The sequence below is a fragment of the Paenibacillus sp. FSL H8-0537 genome (assembly GCF_038051995.1).
Taxonomy (GTDB): domain Bacteria; phylum Bacillota; class Bacilli; order Paenibacillales; family Paenibacillaceae; genus Pristimantibacillus.
Genome location: NZ_CP150290.1, coordinates 3,232,338 through 3,254,974 on the forward strand (window position 1 = coordinate 3,232,338; position 22,637 = coordinate 3,254,974).

Here is a 22,637-nt window from a genome sequence, read left to right on the forward strand (position 1 = left end):
ACTAGACGGGTTAGAAAAACTGGAGGAGCATTCCGACCAGCCTTTACCTGCAATTCTTCCGACAGATGCAGCTTACATCATTTATACGTCCGGTTCGACCGGCAGGCCGAAAGGCGTTATGATCGAACACCGCTCGGTCGTTCATTTGTGCAGATGGCATCAGGCCTATTTTGATATGAGTGCAACAGATCGGACAACCCAATATGCAGGAATTGGTTTTGATGCAGTGGTGTGGGAAATATTCCCTTCCCTTACGATAGGAGCCGCCGTGCATATAGTACCGGAGGATTTGCGTCTGGACCCTGCCGCCTTAAATGCCTATTTCGAGGAAAAAAGCATAACGGTCAGCTTCTTGCCGACACAGGTGTGCGAACAATTTATAATGCTGGAAAATCGTTCTCTGCGCGTTTTGTTGACGGGCGGGGATCGTTTGAAGAAAATCAGTCATACTCGATATGCTTTATACAACAACTATGGACCTACAGAAGGTACAGTGCTTGCTACAACGGCCCGAGTGCATGTATCCCTTCCTGTCATACCGATCGGGAAGCCCATTTCTAATACCCGAGTGTATGTACTTACCCAGGAGAACGGCTTGCAGCCTGTTGGCGCTGTTGGTGAACTGTGCATAAGCGGAGTCGGTCTAGCCCGAGGATATTGGGATAGAGCGGATCTGACTGCGGAAAAATTTGTGTCGAACCCGTTTGAGCCAGGGGAGCGAATGTACCGTACGGGGGACTTGGTTCGCTGGCAGGCGGATGGTTCCTTGGCGTATGTGGGACGTAGGGATGAACAGGTGAAAATTCGTGGTTACCGCATCGAGCTCAGCGAGATTGAGGCGGTGCTGCTGCGGGGGACAGGGGTTCGCGAGGTCATCGTGCAGGCGCTGCCGGATGCGGGTGGCAGCCTTCAGCTGTGCGCCTACGTCGTAGGCAGCGAGCTGGAGATTGCGGGGCTGCGCAGCTTGCTGTCGGCTTCCTTGCCCGCCTATATGGTGCCGGCCTCCTTCGTGCAGATGGAGAGCCTGCCGCTCACGGCCAACGGCAAAGTGGACCGTCAGGCGCTGCCGATGCCAGAGGCTCAGGCTTCACACCTCCCGTATGCTCCGCCTCGCACAGCGATGGAGCACGCGCTGGTGACGGTGTGGCAGCAAGTGCTCGGCGTGCCCGAGGTGAGCATCCATGACCATTTCTTTGATCTGGGCGGCGACTCGATCAAAGCGATTCAAGTCGCTTCCCGGCTGCTGCAAGCGGGGTACAAGATGGAAATGAAGACGTTATTCCGCTATCCGGTGGTGGCGCAGCTAGGCACCCATCTGACGGCGGTTACCCGCACGGCGGAACAAGGAGAGGTACACGGGGCGGTGCCGCTGACGCCGATTCAGCGCTGGCTGGTGGAACGTGATTCCGTCGACCTGCACCATTTCAACCAGGCGGTCATGCTGTATCGGGAAGAGCGGTTTGACCGCGTGGCGCTGAGCGTGGCGCTGCAGCAGCTCGCCATCCATCATGACGCGCTGCGGATGACGCTGACGCAGGCCGAGGATGGCAGCTATGTCGCTTGGAACCGGAAGGTAGCAGACGGTGAGCTTTACAGGTTGGACGTTTTCGATTTCCGGGGTGAGCCCGGATGGAGCGAAAAGGTCGAAGCCGCTGCTGCGGAGCTGCAAGGCAGCATTTCGCTAGCGAGCGGCCCGCTCATGAGGCTGGGCTTGTTCCAATGCGGCGATGGGGATCATTTGCTCCTCGTCATTCATCACTGGGTCGTGGACGGGGTATCTTGGCGAATTCTGTTTGAAGATTTTGCCACTGCATACGAGCAAGCGGTACAAGGGAAAGACATCCGGCTACCGCAGAAAACGGACGCATTCCAGACGTGGGCGCAGCAATGGAGCGCTTATGCAGGAAGTCCGGCGATGGAGGCGCAGCGTGCGTACTGGAAACGGATCGTAGAGCTGGCGGCGATTCCGCCGCTGCCTAAGGATTACGACTCAGTAGCTTCAGAAGCCTCAGAAGTTTTAGGAGCTTCAACGCTAGCAGCTAGCCAAACGCTGGCTGTGGAGTGGTCGCAAGTCCAGACGCAGCAACTGCTGAAAGAAGCGCACCGAGCCTACGGAACGGAGATTAATGACTTGCTGCTGACCGCGCTGGCGATGGCGGTTCAGTCGTGGAGCGGTATGGAGCGTGTGGGGATCATGCTGGAAGGACATGGCAGGGAAACGATCCTTCCGGATGTGGATGTCAGCCGGACGGTCGGCTGGTTCACGAGCGCGTACCCGGTGGTGCTGGAGATGAAGCCAGAGATGACCTTGTCGCAGCAGATCAAGCGAGTGAAGGAAACGCTGCGAGCGATCCCGGACAAAGGGGTCGGCTACGGCCTCCTGCGGTATGTGTCCAAACAGGTGGAAGGAGAGGATTGGTCGTGTGACCCTGACATTTCCTTCAATTACTTGGGCCAGTTTGATCAGGATTTGGAGCGCAGTGCGCTTCAGCTGTCCCCACTATCCTCGGGAGAGGCGATCAGCAGTAGAAGGCAACGTGCTGCGGTGCTGGAATGCAACGGGATGATCGCGGGGGGAACGCTGCGCCTGACCATGAGCTACAGCGCGGCGGAGTACCGTCCAGCAACGATGGAGCAGTTCGCGGAGCGGTTGAAGCAGAGCTTGGAGGCGGTGATCGCGCATTGTGTGGCTCAGGAGCGGACGGAACTGACGCCAAGCGATGTGCGGCTGCCGGACATGACGCAGGAAGAGCTGGATGGGTTGGTGCAGCGGAGCGCCGCCATCGGAGAGATGGAGGAGGTGTACGCGCTGACGCCGATGCAGCAGGGCATGTTGTTCCACAGCCGCCTGGAGCCGCAAGCGGGCGCTTATGTGAACCAGATGCAGCTGACGCTGCAAGGGGAGTTGGATGTGGCCGCGTTTGAACGAAGCTGGCAAACGATCGTTCAGCGGCATGCGGTGCTGCGGACGAGCATCGACAGCGGGTGGAGAAAAGAGCCGCTGCAAGTCGTGTACCGCCACCGGCCGCTTCAGCTCGCGTATGCCGATCTGTCGCTGAAACCCGCCACGGAGCAGGAAGCTGGCGTGGCGCAGTGGCGGACGGCGGACCGGCGGCAAGGCTTTGCTGTGGAAGCGGAGAGCCTGATGCGGGTGGCGTTGTTCCGCACAGGGGAGCATACGCATGAGCTGGTTTGGAGCTTCCATCATATTGTGATGGACGGCTGGTGCTTGCCGCTGGTGATGGAGGAAGTGCTGCGCACCTACAGCACCTACAGCATCTCGGGTAGCGAAGAGGCGCAGCAGGAGCAGGAGCAGCCAAAAGGTCAGGCGTACAGCGAGTATATTCGCTGGCTGTCGGAGCAGGACGAGGCGTCGGCGCGGCGCTACTGGAAGGAACGACTGGCGGGCTGCGAAGCACAGGCGGTGTTCCCGAAACGGCAGCGCCAGACGTCAGGCTATGAAGCGAGGCGTGTGAGCGGAGTCGTGCCACGGGAGCAAAGCGAGCGAATCGCGGCGGCGGCCAAAGCGCATGGCGTAACGATGAATACACTGCTGCAAACAGCATGGGGATTGTTATTGCACCGCTACAGCGGCAGCCGGGATGTGGTGTTTGGCGGGGTGGTATCGGGTCGACCTGCCGACCTGCCGGGCGTGGAAAGCATGATCGGACTGTTCATCAACACGCTGCCCGTCCGGGTCGTGTGCGAGGGTCAGGAGACGGCGGCGGATGTGCTGCGGCGGATGCAGGCGGACGCGCTGGCTGCACAAGCCTATGGCTACTATCCGCTACATGAGATCCAGGCGCATGGCACTGGAACGAGAGAGCTGTTTGACCATATTCTAGTGTTCGAGAATTATCCGATGCCGACGAGCTCGGAAGCCTCCCTGGATGCGAGCGGACTGGTGATTACTGACGTGCAGGCGGACGAACAAACGAATTATGACCTGAATGTGATGATTCAGCCTGGAGAAGAGCTAGTCGTGCATTTCGACTATAACGGACAGGTGTACGAACAAGGGGCTATGGAGCGGGTGCAAGGTCACTGGCTGCAACTGGTGGAACAAATCGTGAGCCAGCCGAACGTGCCGGTCACGCAGTTGGAACTGCTGACGGCAGGTCAGCGAGAGCAACTGCTGGTGCACTTTAACGCTACGGAGCTGGAGCTCCCTGAGAACGCGACGGTGCACGGGCTATTCGAGCAGCAGGCTGCACGAACGCCGGGTCATCCAGCGCTGGTGAGTGGACTGGCCGTGTGGACGTACGACGAGCTGGACGGGCAAGCCAACCGCATCGCGGGCTGGCTGCGCGCGCATGGCGTGAGCAGCGAAGACCGGGTCGGTGTGCTGCTGTCCCGTTCGCCTTGGCTGATCGCGGGTCTGCTGGGGATTATGAAAGCCGGTGCGGCCTATGTGCCACTGGATCCGGCGCTGCCAGCTGGCCGCATCGAAGGGATGGTTCGGGATGCCGGAATTGGCATTCTCTTAAGTGAAGAAGCCCAGCGGGAAACGGTGGCGGGCTGGGTAGGAACCCCGCTGCGTCAGGTGCTGTGTCTGGAGGAGCAGGGCTCTGATGGACAGCAGAAGGCTTCAGATGGACAGCAGGAGGAGCATGCCTCAGATAGACAGCAGAAGGAGCAGGCTTCGCAGGTGAGGTTCAGCTCTGTGGAGGAACTGAAAGCTTATTCCTCAGCATCAACGGAGGTGGAGACCCGCGCTGAAGGCAGCGCGTATGTCATCTACACGTCGGGGACGACCGGCACGCCGAAAGGCGTGGTGGTGGAGCATCGGAACGTGGTCAACTTTATGACGGGGATGGTGGAAGCTCTGCCCTTTGCGCGATCTGCGACCATGCTCAGTGTGACGACGGTGTCCTTCGACATCTTCGTGACGGAGAGCTGGGTACCGCTGAGCTGCGGCATGCAGGTGCTGCTGGCGAGCGAAGCGGAGCAGCAGGACCCCGCGCAGCTGGCTGCGCTGCTCACGAAGCATCCGGCCCAGGTGATGCAGACGACACCTTCCCGTCTGGTGATGCTGCTGGAGGATGCGCGCAGTGCAGCTGCGCTGCGTCCTCTGCAGGCGCTGCTGATTGGCGGGGAGCCCTTCCCAGCCACGCTGGAAAGCCAATTGCGCAGTCAAACGGAGGCGGAGCTGTACAATATGTACGGGCCGACGGAAACGACGGTCTGGTCGACGTTTGAACACCTGAGAAAAGTGGGCGAAGGAGGAAAAATGAGCATCGGCCGTCCACTGGCCAATACACAGGTGTATGTGCTGAACGAGGCGCTGCAGGTGCAGCCGATCGGAGCGGTGGGAGAGCTATGCATCGGAGGAGCCGGGGTAGCCCGAGGCTACTGGGCCCGCGAGGAACTGACGAATGAGCGGTTTGTCGGGCATCCGTTTGTGCCCGGGGAGCGGATGTACCGGACCGGCGATTTAGCCAGGTGGCTGCCGGATGGTCGACTGGAGCATATGGGCCGGATGGACCATCAGGTGAAGATACGGGGTTACCGGATCGAGCTGGGTGAAGTGGAAGCGCATCTGCTGCAAATCGAAGGGGTAAAAGAAGCGGTGGTGACGGTGATCGCTGGAGAAAGAGAGACGGACGCAGCGGAGTTATGCGCGTATGTGACCGTGACAGGCAGCAGCGAGCTGGGAGCGAAGGAGATGCGAAGCAAGCTGGCCGAGGGACTTCCCTCGTATATGCTCCCAACGCACATCATATCTCTGCCTGAGATGCCGCTAACACCTAACGGGAAGCTGGATCGCAAGGCGCTGCCGAAGCCGGAAGTCGGGGGGCAGAGCGAAGTGGCGTATGTCGCGCCACGGACACCAGTCGAAGCGGAAGTCGCGCGGCTGTGGGAGGAAGTACTAGGACTAGAACGCGTCGGCATTCGCGACAACTTCTTTGCGCTTGGCGGCCATTCGCTCCGGGCGATGACGCTGGTATCGCGTATGCATCAGGCCTTGGAGACGGAGGTGCCGTTAAGAGAGGTGTTTCTCTATCCGACCGTTGAAGAGCTGGCAGCAACTTTGGAAGTAGCCGACGAGCGCGAATTTGAAGCGCTGGTGCCTGCTAAGGCTCAGGAGACGTATCCGCTGTCTTCAGCGCAAAAACGGATGTACATTTTACAGCAGCTGGAGGGAGCTGAGCTTAGTTACAACATGCCAGTCGCTCTGCGTCTGGCAGGACCGCTGGATCGTCAGCGGCTGGAAAGGGCACTGCAAGCGCTGGTAGCCCGCCACGAATCGCTGCGGACAGGTTTCGCAGTAGTGGACGGGGAGCCGATGCAGCGTATTGTGGCGTCTCCGGTGTTCTCGGTAACTTACGAGGAAGCGACGGAGGAGGAAGCACAGGAGCGCGTTCGCACCTTCCTTCGTCCGTTTGACCTCAGCGAAGCGCCGCTGCTGCGGACGACGGTGGTGCGTGTGGACGAAGCGAATCATTTGCTGCTGTTCGATATGCATCATATTATTTCCGACGGCACGTCAATGAGTATATTTGTCCAGGAGTTTACGAAACTGTATGGAGGAGAAGAACTGAAGCCGCTGCGCTTGCAGTATAAAGATTACGCGGTTTGGCAGCAAAGCTACCGGGAAAGCGCGTCTTATCGGGAGATGGAGCGCTACTGGCTGGAGCAGTTCGCCGGGGAGCTGCCGGTGCTGAGCCTGCCGCTGGATTATCCACTTCCGGCGTTGCGCAGCTTCGAGGGAGCGCACGTAGAATTCGAGCTGGACAGCGAGCTGTCAGCAGCGCTGCGGGAGCTGGCCCGGGCGAATGGGGCGACGGTGTATATGGTGCTGCTGGCGGCGTACAGCGCGTTGCTGGGCCGGTTAAGCGGTCAGGAAGAGCTGATCGTGGGCACGCCGATTGCGGGACGTTCGCATGCTGACTTGCGGGGTATGCTGGGGATGTTCGTGAACACGCTGGCGCTGCGACTAAGCCCGTCGGGTGAAAAATCGTTCTCCGCCTACTTGCAGGAAGTGAAGCAGACGGCGCTAAGCGCCTTCGAACACGGGGACTATCCGTTCGAGGAATTGGTGGAGCAGGTGGTCAGGCAGCGAGATTTGAGCCGCAATCCGCTTTTTGATGCGATGCTGGTGTTGCAAAACACGGAGCAATCGGAGCTGGAGCTGGCAGATTTGCAATGGACGCCGTACCCATTAGAAAGCGGAGCGGCGAAATTCGATCTGACGCTGTCGGTGAGTGAAGAGGAGCAGGGCATGCGATGCACGCTGGAATACGCGGTGAAGCTGTTTGAGCAGGGCACGATAGAGCGCTGGGTGGGTCATTTTACAGAGCTGCTGCGTCAAGTGACCCGCGATTCGCATACAACACTGGGAAGCATGGACTTGCTGACGGCAGGTCAGCGGGAGCAGTTGCTGGTGGATTTTAACGATACAGGGGCAGAAGCGCTGCTTGAGCAGCCATCGACACTGCATGCGCTGTTTGAGGAGCAAGCGGAGAAGACGCCGGAACGTGTCGCCGTCGTTTGCGGGGATGAGGCCTTGACCTACCAAGAGCTAAACGAACGGGCAAATCGACTTGCCAGAATGATACAGGGCTACGGTGCAGGACCAGAACATATTGTTGCGGTTCAGTGCAGACGTTCCGTAGAGATGGCCGTCGCCTTGCTCGGGGTGCTTAAGGCAGGCTCAGTTTATCTGCCACTTTCTTTGGAAGATCCTGTGGAACGTAAGCAGTTCCTCCTGAAGAACAGCGGTGCATTACTATTGCTGTCTGATTCTGTGCAGGAAGCGTCGTGCCCCGTATTGCTATTGGATGACGCCGGCATCGATGCCGAGATGTCTGGAAATCTCTTAAACACTGCAAAGCCCGAAAATTTAGCGTATGTCATTTATACATCCGGCACGACAGGCCAGCCGAAAGGCGTTATGGTGGAACATCGCAGCATCGTTCATACGCTTCAATGGAAAGCTGCAACCTACCATTTTGATCAGGGTAAAGTACTTCATGCCAGTCCGTATGTGTTTGATGCTTTCATCTCGCACTTCTTCGCACCTCTTATTACAGGAGCAACCGTCGTATTGATTCGAGATGAAGAACTGAAAGATCCGGGAGCCATTGCGAAGGCGCTAGTGGAGCACTCGATTACGCACGCTCAATTTACGACAGGGATGTTTGCAGTTCTGCTGGATATGTTGAAGCCAGCCCAACTAGCAACTGTGCGCAGTGTGGTGATTGGTGGTGAGAAGCTCAGCGGGGCGCTCATTGAAAAAATACTGAATTATCCCCAAATTGCGTTTGTTAGCGAGTACGGACCGACGGAAAATAGCGTTGTAACAACCGCTTTGCCTATCACTGGTGTCTGGCAGGAACATGGACTTGGCAAAGCGATTGGAAAAACGAAGGTTTATGTACTAGCAGCGGACGGGCAACTCCAGCCGATTGGCGTGCCAGGTGAACTGTGCATAAGCGGAGTTGGTCTAGCCCGAGGATATTGGGATAGAGCGGATCTGACTGCGGAAAAATTTGTGTCGAACCCGTTTGAGCCAGGGGAGCGAATGTACCGTACGGGGGACTTGGTTCGCTGGCAGGCGGATGGTTCCTTGGCATATGTGGGACGTAGGGATGAACAGGTGAAAATTCGCGGTTACCGCATCGAGCTCAGCGAGATTGAGGCGGTGCTGCTGCGGGGGACAGGGGTTCGCGAGGTCATCGTGCAGGCGCTGCCGGATGCGGGTGGCAGCCTTCAGCTGTGCGCCTACGTCGTAGGCAGCGAACTGGAGATTGCGGGGCTGCGCAGCTTGCTGTCGGCTTCCTTGCCCGCCTATATGGTGCCGGCCTCCTTCGTGCAGATGGAGAGCCTGCCGCTCACGGCCAACGGCAAAGTGGACCGTCAGGCGCTGCCGATGCCAGAGGCTCAGGCTTCACACCTCCCGTATGCTCCGCCTCGCACAGCGATGGAGCACGCGCTGGTGACGGTGTGGCAGCAAGTGCTCGGCGTGCCCGAGGTGAGCATCCATGACCATTTCTTTGATCTGGGCGGCGACTCGATCAAAGCGATTCAAGTCGCTTCCCGGCTGCTGCAAGCGGGGTACAAGATGGAAATGAAGACGTTATTCCGCTATCCGGTGGTGGCGCAGCTAAGCCCCCATCTGACGGCGGTTACCCGCACGGCGGAACAAGGAGAGGTACACGGGGCGGTGCCGCTGACGCCGATTCAGCGCTGGCTGGTGGAACGTGATTCCGTCGACCTGCACCATTTCAACCAGGCGGTCATGCTGTATCGGGAAGAGCGGTTTGACCGCGTGGCGCTGAGCGTGGCGCTGCAGCAGCTCGCCATCCATCATGACGCGCTGCGGATGACGCTGACGCAGGCCGAGGATGGCAGCTATGTCGCTTGGAACCGGAAGGTGGCAGACGGTGAGCTTTACAGGTTGGACGTTTTCGATTTCCGGGGTGAGCCCGGATGGAGCGAAAAGGTCGAAGCCGCTGCTGCGGAGCTGCAAGGCAGCATTTCGCTAGCGAGCGGCCCGCTCATGAGGCTGGGCTTGTTCCAATGCGGCGATGGGGATCATTTGCTCCTCGTCATTCATCACTGGGTCGTGGACGGGGTATCTTGGCGAATTCTGTTTGAAGATTTTGCCACTGCATACGAGCAAGCGGTACAAGGGAAAGACATCCGGCTGCCGCAGAAAACGGACGCATTCCAGACGTGGGCGCAGCAATGGAGCGCTTATGCAGGAAGTCCGGCGATGGAGGCGCAGCGTGCGTACTGGAAACGGATCGTAGAGCTGGCGGCGATTCCGCCGCTGCCTAAGGATTACGACTCAGAAGCCTCAACGCTGGCATTTAGCCAAACGCTGGCCGTGGAGTGGTCGCAAGTCCAGACGCAGCAACTGCTGAAAGAAGCGCACCGAGCCTACGGAACGGAGATTAATGACTTGCTGCTGACCGCGCTGGCGATGGCGGTTCAGTCGTGGAGCGGTATGGAGCGTGTGGGGATCATGCTGGAAGGACATGGAAGAGAAACGATCCTCCCGGATGTGGATGTCAGCCGGACAGTCGGCTGGTTCACGAGCGCGTACCCGGTAGTGCTGGAGATGAAGCCAGAGATGACCTTGTCGCAGCAGATCAAGCGAGTGAAGGAAACGCTGCGAGCGATCCCAGACAAAGGGGTCGGCTACGGCCTCCTGCGGTATGGGTCCGAACAGGTGGAAGGAGAGGACTGGTCGTGTGACCCAGACATTTCCTTCAATTACTTGGGCCAGTTTGATCAGGATTTGGAGCGCAGTGCGCTTCAGCTGTCCCCACTATCCTCGGGAGAGGCGATCAGTAGTAGAAGGCAACGAGCCGCGGTGCTGGAATGCAACGGGATGATCGCGGGGGGAACGCTGCGCCTGACCATGAGCTACAGCGCGGCGGAGTACCGTCCAGCGACGATGGAGCAGTTCGCGGAGCGGTTGAAGCAGAGCTTGGAGGCGGTGATCGCGCATTGTGTGGCTCAGGAGCGGACGGAACTGACGCCAAGCGATGTGGGGCTGCCGGACATGACGCAGGAAGAGCTGGATGCGTTGGTGCAGCGAAGCGCAGTCATCGGGGAGATGGAGGAGGTGTATGCGCTGACGCCGATGCAGCAGGGCATGTTGTTCCACAGCCGCCTGGAGCCGCAAGCGGGCGCTTATGTGAACCAGATGCAGCTGACGCTGCAAGGGGAGTTGGATGTGGCCGCGTTTGAACGAAGCTGGCAAACGATCGTTCAGCGGCATGCGGTGCTGCGGACGAGCATCGATAGCGGGTGGAGAAAAGAGCCGCTGCAAGTTGTGTACCGCCACCGGCCGTTTCAGCTCGCGTATGCCGATCTGTCGCTGAAACCCGCCACGGAGCAGGAAGCTGGCGTGGCGCAGTGGCGGACGGCGGACCGGCGGCAAGGCTTTGCTGTGGAAGCGGAGAGCCTGATGCGGGTGGCGTTGTTCCGCACAGGGGAGCATACGCATGAGCTGGTTTGGAGCTTCCATCATATTGTGATGGACGGCTGGTGCTTGCCGCTGGTGATGGAGGAAGTGCTGCGCACCTACAGCACCTACAGCATCTCGGGTAGCGAAGAGGCGCAGCAGGAGCAGGAGCAGCCAAAAGGTCAGGCGTACAGCGAGTATATTCGCTGGCTGTCGGAGCAGGACGAGGCGTCGGCGCGGCGCTACTGGAAGGAACGACTGGCGGGCTGCGAAGCACAGGCGGTGTTCCCGAAACGGCAGCGCCAGACGTCAGGCTATGAAGCGAGGCGTGTGAGCGGAGTCGTGCCACGGGAGCAAAGCGAGCGAATCGCGGCGGCGGCCAAAGCGCATGGCGTAACGATGAATACACTGCTGCAAACAGCATGGGGATTGTTATTGCACCGCTACAGCGGCAGCCGGGATGTGGTGTTTGGCGGGGTGGTATCGGGTCGACCTGCCGACCTGCCGGGCGTGGAAAGCATGATCGGACTGTTCATCAACACGCTGCCCGTCCGGGTCGTGTGCGAGGGTCAGGAGACGGCGGCGGATGTGCTGCGGCGGATGCAGGCGGACGCGCTGGCTGCACAAGCCTATGGCTACTATCCGCTACATGAGATCCAGGCGCATGGCACTGGAACGAGAGAGCTGTTTGACCATATTCTAGTGTTCGAGAATTATCCGATGCCGACGAGCTCGGAAGCCTCCCTGGATGCGAGCGGACTGGTGATTACTGACGTGCAGGCGGACGAACAAACGAATTATGACCTGAATGTGATGATTCAGCCTGGAGAAGAGCTAGTCGTGCATTTCGACTATAACGGACAGGTGTACGAACAAGGGGCTATGGAGCGGGTGCAAGGTCACTGGCTGCAACTGGTGGAACAAATCGTGAGCCAGCCGAACGTGCCGGTCACGCAGTTGGAACTGCTGACGGCAGGTCAGCGAGAGCAACTGCTGGTGCACTTTAACGCTACGGAGCTGGAGCTCCCTGAGAACGCGACGGTGCACGGGCTATTCGAGCAGCAGGCTGCACGAACGCCGGGTCATCCAGCGCTGGTGAGTGGACTGGCCGTGTGGACGTACGACGAGCTGGACGGGCAAGCCAACCGCATCGCGGGCTGGCTGCGCGCGCATGGCGTGAGCAGCGAAGACCGGGTCGGTGTGCTGCTGTCCCGTTCGCCTTGGCTGATCGCGGGTCTGCTGGGGATTATGAAAGCCGGTGCGGCCTATGTGCCACTGGATCCGGCGCTGCCAGCTGGCCGCATCGAAGGGATGGTTCGGGATGCCGGAATTGGCATTCTCTTAAGTGAAGAAGCCCAGCGGGAAACGGTGGCGGGCTGGGTAGGAACCCCGCTGCGTCAGGTGCTGTGTCTGGAGGAGCAGGGCTCTGATGGACAGCAGAAGGCTTCAGATGGACAGCAGGAGGAGCATGCCTCAGATAGACAGCAGAAGGAGCAGGCTTCGCAGGTGAGGTTCAGCTCTGTGGAGGAACTGAAAGCTTATTCCTCAGCATCAACGGAGGTGGAGACCCGCGCTGAAGGCAGCGCGTATGTCATCTACACGTCGGGGACGACCGGCACGCCGAAAGGCGTGGTGGTGGAGCATCGGAACGTGGTCAACTTTATGACGGGGATGGTGGAAGCTCTGCCCTTTGCGCGATCTGCGACCATGCTCAGTGTGACGACGGTGTCCTTCGACATCTTCGTGACGGAGAGCTGGGTACCGCTGAGCTGCGGCATGCAGGTGCTGCTGGCGAGCGAAGCGGAGCAGCAGGACCCCGCGCAGCTGGCTGCGCTGCTCACGAAGCATCCGGCCCAGGTGATGCAGACGACACCTTCCCGTCTGGTGATGCTGCTGGAGGATGCGCGCAGTGCAGCTGCGCTGCGTCCTCTGCAGGCGCTGCTGATTGGCGGGGAGCCCTTCCCAGCCACGCTGGAAAGCCAATTGCGCAGTCAAACGGAGGCGGAGCTGTACAATATGTACGGGCCGACGGAAACGACGGTCTGGTCGACGTTTGAACACCTGAGAAAAGTGGGCGAAGGAGGAAAAATGAGCATCGGCCGTCCACTGGCCAATACACAGGTGTATGTGCTGAACGAGGCGCTGCAGGTGCAGCCGATCGGAGCGGTGGGAGAGCTATGCATCGGAGGAGCCGGGGTAGCCCGAGGCTACTGGGCCCGCGAGGAACTGACGAATGAGCGGTTTGTCGGGCATCCGTTTGTGCCCGGGGAGCGGATGTACCGGACCGGCGATTTAGCCAGGTGGCTGCCGGATGGTCGACTGGAGCATATGGGCCGGATGGACCATCAGGTGAAGATACGGGGTTACCGGATCGAGCTGGGTGAAGTGGAAGCGCATCTGCTGCAAATCGAAGGGGTAAAAGAAGCGGTGGTGACGGTGATCGCTGGAGAAAGAGAGACGGACGCAGCGGAGTTATGCGCGTATGTGACCGTGACAGGCAGCAGCGAGCTGGGAGCGAAGGAGATGCGAAGCAAGCTGGCCGAGGGACTTCCCTCGTATATGCTCCCAACGCACATCATATCTCTGCCTGAGATGCCGCTAACACCTAACGGGAAGCTGGATCGCAAGGCGCTGCCGAAGCCGGAAGTCGGGGGGCAGAGCGAAGTGGCGTATGTCGCGCCACGGACACCAGTCGAAGCGGAAGTCGCGCGGCTGTGGGAGGAAGTACTAGGACTAGAGCGCGTCGGCATTCGCGACAACTTCTTTGCGCTTGGCGGTCATTCGCTCCGGGCGATGACGCTGGTATCGCGTATGCATCAGGCCTTGGAGACGGAGGTGCCGTTAAGAGAGGTGTTTCTCTATCCGACCGTTGAAGAACTGGCAGCGGTGATTAGCGTACGGGAACAGAAGGCGTATGCGGCCATTCCCCGAGTGGAAGCCAGAGACTACTATCCGCTGTCCTCGGCGCAAAAACGGATGTACATTTTACAGCAGCTTGAAGAAGCGGGGAAAAGCTACAATATGCCGGGGATGCTGCTGCTGGAAGGCGAGCTGAACCGAGCGCATTTTGAAGCAGCGTTCGGGCTTCTGATTGCCCGTCACGAAACGCTGCGTACCGCTTTTGAGCTGGTACAGGGCGAACCGATGCAGCGGGTAAAGGAAGCCGTTGACTTTGAGGTTGCCTATGTAGGAGTGGCAAGCAAGGAGGAGGTCGAAGCCCGTGTGCGCGATTTCGTGCAGCCGTTTGACCTCAGCGAGGCGCCGCTGCTGCGGGTCGAATTAATCGAATGGGCGGAAGAGCGCTATGTGCTGCTGCTGGATATGCATCACATCATTTCCGATGGCGCGTCGATGGATATTTTGGTGGAGGAATTCGCCCGTCTCTATCGGGAGGAGAAGCTGCCTGAGCTGCGGATTCAGTACAAGGATTATGCGGTTTGGCAGCAGTCTGAGGCCAATAAAGAACAAATGAAGGAGCATGAAGCCTACTGGCTGAAAGCCTTGGCTGGAGAATTGCCTGTGCTGGAGCTGCCGACGGACGCAGCACGTCCTGCGGTGAGACAGTCTGCTGGAGCCGTGTTTGACTTCGAGCTCGATTCGCATCAGAGGGATGCGTTGCACGAGCTTGCTGCTCAGCATGGATCGACGCTGTATATGGTACTGCTCGCGGCGTATACGATTTTGCTGCATAAATACTCCGGGCAAGAAGACATTATTGTCGGTACGCCTGTTGCGGGCAGAACGCACATCGACTTGCAAGAGCAGATTGGTATGTTCGTGGGCACGTTGGCCATCCGTAGCTATCCAGCGGGTGAGAAATCGTTATCGGCTTACTTAAATGAGGTCAAGGAAACGATGCTTAACGCCTATGAGCACCAGCAATATCCGTTTGAAGAACTGCTTGAGAATGTGCAAGTTAATCGTGATTTAAGCCGTAATGCAGTGTTTGACACGATGTTTGTCCTGCAAAATACGGAAAGCAGGCAGTTTGAACTGGATGGGCTCCAAATGAAGCCGTATGCCAGCGCACAAAGGACAGCGAAATTTGACTTGACCTTGCAGGCAGTAGAGGGTGAGGATGGGGTTGCTTTCAGCTTGGAGTACGCAACTTCATTGTATAAGCCGGAAACTATACAGCGGATTGCGGGGCACTTTGTCCAGTTGATTGATGAGATGATCGCCCGCCCTCAGGCAAGCCTTGCGATGCTGCAAATGGTGACGAATGAGGAACGAACGCGGCTGATAGACGTGTTCAACGATACAAAGGCAGCGTATCCGCGAGAGCTGGCCATTCATCAGCTGTTTGAGGACCAAGTGGAACGAAGGCCGAATGCAACAGCCATTTTATTTGGAGAGTCGCAGTGGTCTTACGGCGAGCTAAACGATAAGGCCAATCGGTTGGCACGGACGCTGCAGAAGGCTGGACTTGAAGCGGAACAACTGGTAGCCATTGTGGCAGAGCGTTCTTTTGAGATGATTGTCGGCATATTGGCGATTCTTAAAGCTGGAGGGGCCTACGTGCCTATTGATCCGGAGTATCCGGAGGAGCGCATTCGCTACATGATGCAGGATGCAAATGTGCGAATTGTACTGATCCAGAGCCATTTACAAAGACCTGTGTTTACTGATGCGATGGTTGTGCTGCTTGATGCTGAGCAGGCTTATGATAAGGATGGTTCAAATCTGGCATCGGCCACAGAATCAACTCAGATGGCGTACGTCAACTATACTTCCGGCTCGACAGGGACTCCCAAAGGAGTGTGCGTCACGCATCGCGGGGTTGTTCGACTTGTGACACATGCGAGTTATGTGGATATTTGCGAAAATGACGTTTTCTTGCAGGGATCAACTATTTCATTCGATGCCGCGACGTTTGAGATTTGGGGCAGCTTGCTGAATGGAGCGGTATTGGCGCTTCTGCCTCCTGTCACTTTGTCGCTTGAAGATTGGTCGCAAGCGATCCGAAAGCATCAAGTTACGATTGTATGGTTCACGTCAGGATGGTTCACGGTTATGGTAGAACACAAGCTTGAAGGATTGGCAGGAATCAGACAATTGCTCGTCGGAGGCGATGTGGTATCCAGAGCGCATGTGAAGAAAGCGATGGAACGTTATCCGCACTTGCGTTTGATTAATGGGTACGGTCCGACGGAAAACACGACATTTACAAGTTGCCATACAATCCGTTTGGAAGATATGGATCGTGCCTTGATTCCAATTGGCCGTCCTATCGGAAATACGCAAGTATATGTGCTCGATCCATTAGGCATGCTGCTGCCGCTGGGCGCAATTGGAGAGTTGTATGCGGCTGGAGACGGTGTGGCACGCGGTTATTTGAATCAACCGGAATTGACGGCGGAGAGATTTGTTGATAATCCTTTTGTACCAGGGCAAAAAATGTATCGGACTGGTGATCTTGCACGTTGGTTGCCAGACGGTACGCTCGAATACGTAGGGCGTATGGACAGTCAGGTGAAAATTCGCGGGTACCGGATCGAGCTTGGGGAGATAGAAGCACAGCTTGGCCGAATGGCTTCGGTGCGCGAAGCGGTTGTGGTCGCAAAGGCCGATAGCAGCGCAGTACAGCAGCTTTGTGCGTATGTTGTAGCCAATCGGGAGCTGGCTGCTGGAGAACTAAGAAGGGACTTAGCCGAGCAATTGCCGGGGTACATGATTCCAACGTACTTTGTGCAACTCGAACGCATGCCGCTAACGCCAAATGGCAAAATCGACCGCAAGGCGCTGCCAGCGCCTGAAGGAATCATTCCTGCTGCGGTCGAATATGCAGCGCCGCGCACGCACATCGAAGCGCATCTTTCCCGTATTTGGCAAGAAGTTCTCGGTCTTGAACGGGTAGGCGTGTACGACAACTTCTTTGAGATTGGCGGTCACTCTTTGCGGGCAACGGCAATGGTGAGCCGTCTGCATAAAGAAATGCAAATTAACGTGCCGCTGAGACACATTTTCAGGTTCCCGACCATCGAGCTGCTTGCTCAAGCAATTGCAGACATGGAACAGCAAGCGTTCCAGACTATCCAACCTATCGAAGAAAAAGAGTATTATGCCGTCTCCTCAGCTCAGAAGAGGCTGTATATATTGCATCAGCTTGAAGGGACGGGGCTGAGCTACAATTTGCCGAGAGCAATGCTGCTGGAAGGAACGCTGGACCGAAAGCTGTTCGAAGCCGCACTGCACAAGCTAATTGCAAGGCACGAGACGCTGCGAACGAGCTTCCATATGGAGGAAGGTGAATCGGTGCAGCGCGTGCACAATGAAGTGCGCTTTGCTGTGGAATATATCCAGGCAAGTGAAGAGGAAACAGCAGAAGTCATGCGGCGATTCGTTCGCACCTTTGATCTGGAGCAGCCGCCGCTCTTGCGCGCCGGACTCATCGAGCTTGCATCTGAGCGCCATCTGTTCGTACTCGATATGCACCATATTATCTCCGATGGTATTTCGATGGGCATTTTGGTAGAAGAGTTTGCACGCATGTATGCCGGGGAAGAACTGCCCCCATTACGCAATCAATACAAGGACTATGCGGCATGGGAGCAGTCTCAGGAGCAGAAGAAGCGTCAGCTTCAGGAGGAAGGGTACTGGCTGGATGTGTTTAGCGGGGATATACCGGTTCTGGAAATGCCAACGGATTATGTGCGGCCTGCAGTGCAAAGCTTCCAGGGTGAAGAGTTGTCATTTATGCTTGGCGCTGAGCAGAGTGAACGTTTGCGGCGCATAGCGGCCGAAAGCGGATCTACGCTGTATATGATATTGCTGGCGATATACAAAACCTTACTGCATAAATATTCGGGGCAGGAAGATATTGTAGTCGGTACGCCAATTGCGGGCAGAACACATGGCGACTTCCAGTCGCTGGTGGGCATGTTTGTAGGCACATTGGCAATCCGCAGCTATCCGGCGCGCGAGAAAACCTTTATATCATACCTGGAAGAACTCAAGGAAGCGATGCTAGGCGCTTACGAGCATCAAGGCTACCCATTTGAGGAACTGGTGGAGAAGGTGCAAGTCAGCAGGGATATGAGCCGCAACCCGATTTTTGATACGATGTTTGTTTTGCAAAATATGGAACAAAGAGATTTGCAAATGCAGGGCTTGCAGATTCAGCCATATGCAAATGAGCATACCGCGGCGAAGTTTGATTTAACCTTCCAGTTAGAGGAAATGGAAAATGGTATCTCGTGCAGCATCGAATATGCTTCTGGTTTATTCAAGCGAGAGTCGGTGCTCCGGATGGCGAAGCAATTCGAGAAGCTAGTTGAATCCGTTACGGCTAATCCGTATGCAAGGCTAGCGTCGTTAGAGATCCTAACAGCGGAGGAGCACACACAGCTTGCAGCATTCAATGCGACAGCATCGGAATACCCAAGCGAAAAAACGGTCTACCATTTGTTCGAGCAGCAGGCGGAAAAAACACCTGAAGCGGTAGCCGTCGTTCATGATGAAGAGCAAGTGACGTATGGCGAGCTAAACGCCCGTTCCAATTGCTTGGCAAGGACGCTGCGAGCATCCGGCGTGCGACCGGATCATTTGATTGGCATACTGGCGGATCGATCCGTGGAAATGATTATAGGCATACTGGCCGTGCTAAAAGCTGGTGGGGCTTACGTGCCAATAGATCCGGAGTATCCTGAAGAGCGCATCCGTTACATGCTGGAGGACGCTGGCTCGGAGGTGCTGCTAGTTCAGCAGCATTTGCTGAATCGCGTACATTTTGAAGGAAAGCTTATCAATCTGAATGATCCGGAGGTCTTTAGCGAAGAAGAGTCGAATATAGAGCCGATATCTGGCGCGCACGATCTTGCTTATGTGATCTATACGTCGGGAACGACGGGAAATCCGAAGGGCGCGATGATTACCCACCAAGGCCTGACGAATTACTTGTGGTGGGCACAAGAGGTATATGTCGCTGGGGAAAAGCTTGATTTTCCGCTGTACTCATCTATTTCCTTCGACCTGACGGTAACATCCATATTTACGCCGCTGCTAACAGGCAACCTTATTCGCATCTACAGTGGAGAAGACAAAGCGCTAATAATCGAGCGGATCGTAACAGATAACCAAGTCAACATTATCAAACTGACACCGGCCCATTTAAGTATAATCAAAGAAATGAATATAAGGGCCGGCTCAAACATCCGTAAGCTAATTGTCGGAGGTGACAATCTTGGCGCGGATATAGCGAGAAGCATCCATGACAAGTTTGGCGGAGATATCACGATATTCAATGAATATGGACCGACAGAAACCGTTGTCGGCTGCATGATTTATCGATACGATCCGGAAACGGATACGAGCGGTTCCGTTCCTATTGGGGTACCGGCTGCGAATGTCAGCATTTATTTGCTTGATGCTGAGCGTAAGCAAGTGCCGATTGGAGTACCGGGAGAAATATACATCGTTGGAGATGGAGTTGCGCGAGGGTACTTCCGTCGTCCGGACTTGACCGCGGAGAAGTTCGTTGACCACCCATTCATTCCTGGGAAGCGGATGTACCGTACAGGGGACTTGGCCAAAATGCTGTCAAACGGAAACTTGGAATATTTAGGCCGCGCAGATGACCAAGTGAAAATACGCGGCTACCGTATTGAGCTCGGCGAAGTAGAGGCGCAACTGATGAAAGTAGAGGCGGTGAAGGAAGCCGCGGCCATCGCTCGCGAAAACGACGCGAAAGAGAAGCAGCTATATGCCTATTACGTAGCGGATAGCGAGCTTACGGCCGGGGAACTGCGGAGAGCATTATTGCAGAAGCTCCCAGCCTATATGATTCCAAACCGCTTCGTGCAACTGGATAAATTGCCGCTTACAGCTAATGGAAAAATCGATCGCAGACGTTTATCTCTTTTGCAGCAAAATGAGCCGCTTCAAGCCAATTACACTGCGCCAAGGAATCCGCTGGAACAAGCGCTTGCTGACATCTGGCAGGAGGTTCTGGGCATAGAACGGGTTGGCATTCACGATAATTTCTTCGATGCAGGCGGACATTCTTTGAAGCTGATTCATATGATCGGAGAAGCTCGCAGCAGGCTGGATTTGGAAATATCGTTTAGCACCGCCTTCACTTACCCGACGGTCATGGAGCTTGTCGAGCAGTTGGAAAGTCGAAACCACTTTGATGATTCTACAGTGCAGCAAGGTACAGGGGTATCTGTATGGAACAGCAGCAATGGAAACGGCTTAACTTTGCATTGCTTCCCGCCAATCGTAGGCTATGGGCAAGTGTTCACGATGATGGCGCAATCGTTGCAGGATACGGCAACTATATATGCCTATGATTTCATCGTTTGCGACGATACATCGGAATATTTTGCACAACATGTTCAAAAATTGCAGCCTCAGGGTCCCATTTATTTGCTGGGCTACTCTGCTGGAGGTAACCTTGCATTTGAAGTAGCTAAGCGACTGGAGGAACAGGGTCGTAAAGTAGCGTCTATCCTTATGTTTGACGCCTATCCGAGAGAAACGTCTTCATCTAATATGCAGCAAGAAGCGTATCTGGAGACGCTAAAAGAAGAGATTTCGATGTTCATTCGCCATGTTCCCGGGGAGACGGCAGAAAAAGTTAAACAAAACATCCTAGCTTACACAGCATGGATTGATGGGATGCAAACAAATGGAGAAGTTCAGGCTGAAATTCATCTAATCCAATCAGCAGATCCAATAGGAGAAGAGGAATGGAGAAGGAAATCCTGGAGCGCTTTAACAACGGGGCAACTGCACATTTATTTAGGAAACGGCAAACATGAGCAGATGCTAGAAAGAGATTATGCTTCAACCAACGCCTTACTTATAAAATCTATACTTGAAAATTTCACTGTTTAAAGGTGAACCGTAAAAAAGGTCAATCCTATTCATGAAATGCTCCTTGTTAAGCAGTCGGTTTATTCATTAAACCTGACTGCTTAACGGGAAGTTTTCTTTTTACCAAAAGAAACAGGAAGCCTGAGTAATCAGGCTTTCAGATTGACGGGAAACCCTATGTCTTGTCTCAAGACGTTCGGGTTTCTCTTTGTTTTGGGGATCAGCCCCCGCAACCGATAATAGCGAAACCCATGGAGCTGTTTAGCATCCGCGAAGCTTCGCTCAATCACCCAGAAAGATCATTTTGAAAAGAACAAGTGGATCAATGGCTGGACGGCCATTATCTTGTGAATACGTGCAAAAGTTGTCAAAGCAACTACAGTTGCTTTATCATAAAAAAGACATCTTCATCAGACCTATAACATGCCAAGGACATAAGAAAGGAGCCGTATGATGGCTGTTCAAATCGGACTTACAGGCTGGGGCGACCATGATTCGCTGTATATTCCCGGTACAAAGGCGAAGGACAGGCTGGGCCAATATGCAAAATATTTTCCCGTCGTCGAAGTAGACAGCTCCTTCTATGCGATTCAATCCCGGGAAAGGTTCGCCAAATGGGTGGCGGAAACGCCGAGCTCGCTCCATTTTATGATAAAAGCCTATCAAGGCATGACAGGGCATCAGCGCGGTGAAGCGGCAGCTGCCGCGGCATTAAATGACACGGGGCAAATGTTCGCTGCTTTCCGCGAATCTATTGAACCGGTTATGGAGGCTGGGCGATTGACCGCCGTACTGTTCCAGTATCCGCCATGGTTTGATTGCACGCAGGATAATGTCCGGCTGCTTCGCGAAACGAAGCTCAGAATGGGCAGCATTCGCTGCGCGCTGGAGTTCCGCCATCAGAGCTGGTTTATGCCGGAGTTTCGTGCGAGGACGCTGGCGTTCATGGAGCGCGAGGGCTGGATACACAGCGTATGTGATGAGCCGCAGGCAGGCATTGGCTCGGTGCCGACTGTGCTGCATGCAACCGATCAGGAGCTGACGCTCGTTAGGCTGCATGGTCGAAATGTATCGGGCTGGAACCAGAGCGGAGCACCGAATTGGCGCGAGGTTCGCTATTTATACCGCTACAACAGTACTGAGCTGCGAGAATGGGCAGAACATATCAAGGAGCTGCAGCAGCAGAGCAAGCATATTTGCATTATTTTTAACAATAACTCCGGCGGAGACGCGGCTGATAATGCCAAAGAACTGATGGACCTGCTTGGACTGAACTGTCCGGATGGGGAAGGGCCTTATTTTGTTCGCAATGAGCCAGAGCCGCCAGCGGTGGAGCAGTTGGAGTTATTTTAGAGTGGGGGACAGGTTTATGCCTTATCAGGGACTTGAGCAGTCAATTGGCTTTACAATGGGAATGACGTATCGCAAGCTTACTAATTTTTTTCAGCAACGTTTGAGAGAATATGCGATTACGCCAGAGCAGTGGTCGGTACTGCTTCAAATTAGCAAGTCGGAGGGCTTGATCCAGAAGGAAATTGCTTTGCGGACGAGCAAGGAAAATCCCACCGTTACCCGTATCATCGACCATTTGGAGAAGGAGCAGCTGATTTACAAGCGGCCTGGCGTTCAGGATCGACGCAGCTTTGTTGTTTATATTACGGACAAAGGCGAGCAGCTTATTAATGAAACCATCGCCATAAATGAGTCGGTAAACGATGAAGTCAAGAAGGTCATTTCCGCAGAGGAATATGAGCTTATGATTTCGCTGATGCTGCGAATTAATAATCATATGCAGGCATCAATCGAGAAAAATTAACCGTTCCGGCAGCTGCTAGATTTTTTCGGCACACAAGGTTTCTTGGAATCTGTTGAAATATCCTCTTAACAATCCAACATTTCCCAC

3 protein-coding genes (1 of these 3 only partly in view) are annotated in these 22,637 nt (G+C 55.7%); all 3 read left to right on the forward strand.

Going from position 1 to position 22,637, the window contains the following annotated elements:
- Positions 1-20,755, forward strand: partial view of a non-ribosomal peptide synthase/polyketide synthase gene (locus MHB80_RS13650; RefSeq protein ID WP_341282629.1) — the 3' portion only. Its footprint begins 20,687 nt before the window's first position; only the last 20,755 of its 41,442 coding nucleotides appear in the window; its start codon lies beyond the left edge, outside the window; it ends in the stop codon at positions 20,753-20,755.
- A 429-nt stretch (positions 20,756-21,184) separates the two neighbouring features.
- Positions 21,185-22,087: a DUF72 domain-containing protein gene (locus MHB80_RS13655; RefSeq protein ID WP_341282630.1), complete on the forward strand. Its 903-nt coding sequence runs from the start codon at positions 21,185-21,187 to the stop codon at positions 22,085-22,087.
- A 16-nt stretch (positions 22,088-22,103) separates the two neighbouring features.
- Positions 22,104-22,550, forward strand: a complete 447-nt coding sequence (locus tag MHB80_RS13660; RefSeq protein WP_341282631.1) for a MarR family transcriptional regulator — start codon at positions 22,104-22,106, stop codon at positions 22,548-22,550.
- Positions 22,551-22,637: the final 87 nt, after the last annotated feature.

What these genes read in the sequence shown, in the direction of transcription:
- MHB80_RS13655 (WP_341282630.1), top strand. Translation starts at nt 21,185, where the DNA reads ATGATGGCTGTTCAAATCGGACTTACAGGCTGGGGCGACCATGATTCG.
- MHB80_RS13660 (WP_341282631.1), top strand. Translation starts at nt 22,104, where the DNA reads ATGCCTTATCAGGGACTTGAGCAGTCAATTGGCTTTACAATGGGAATG.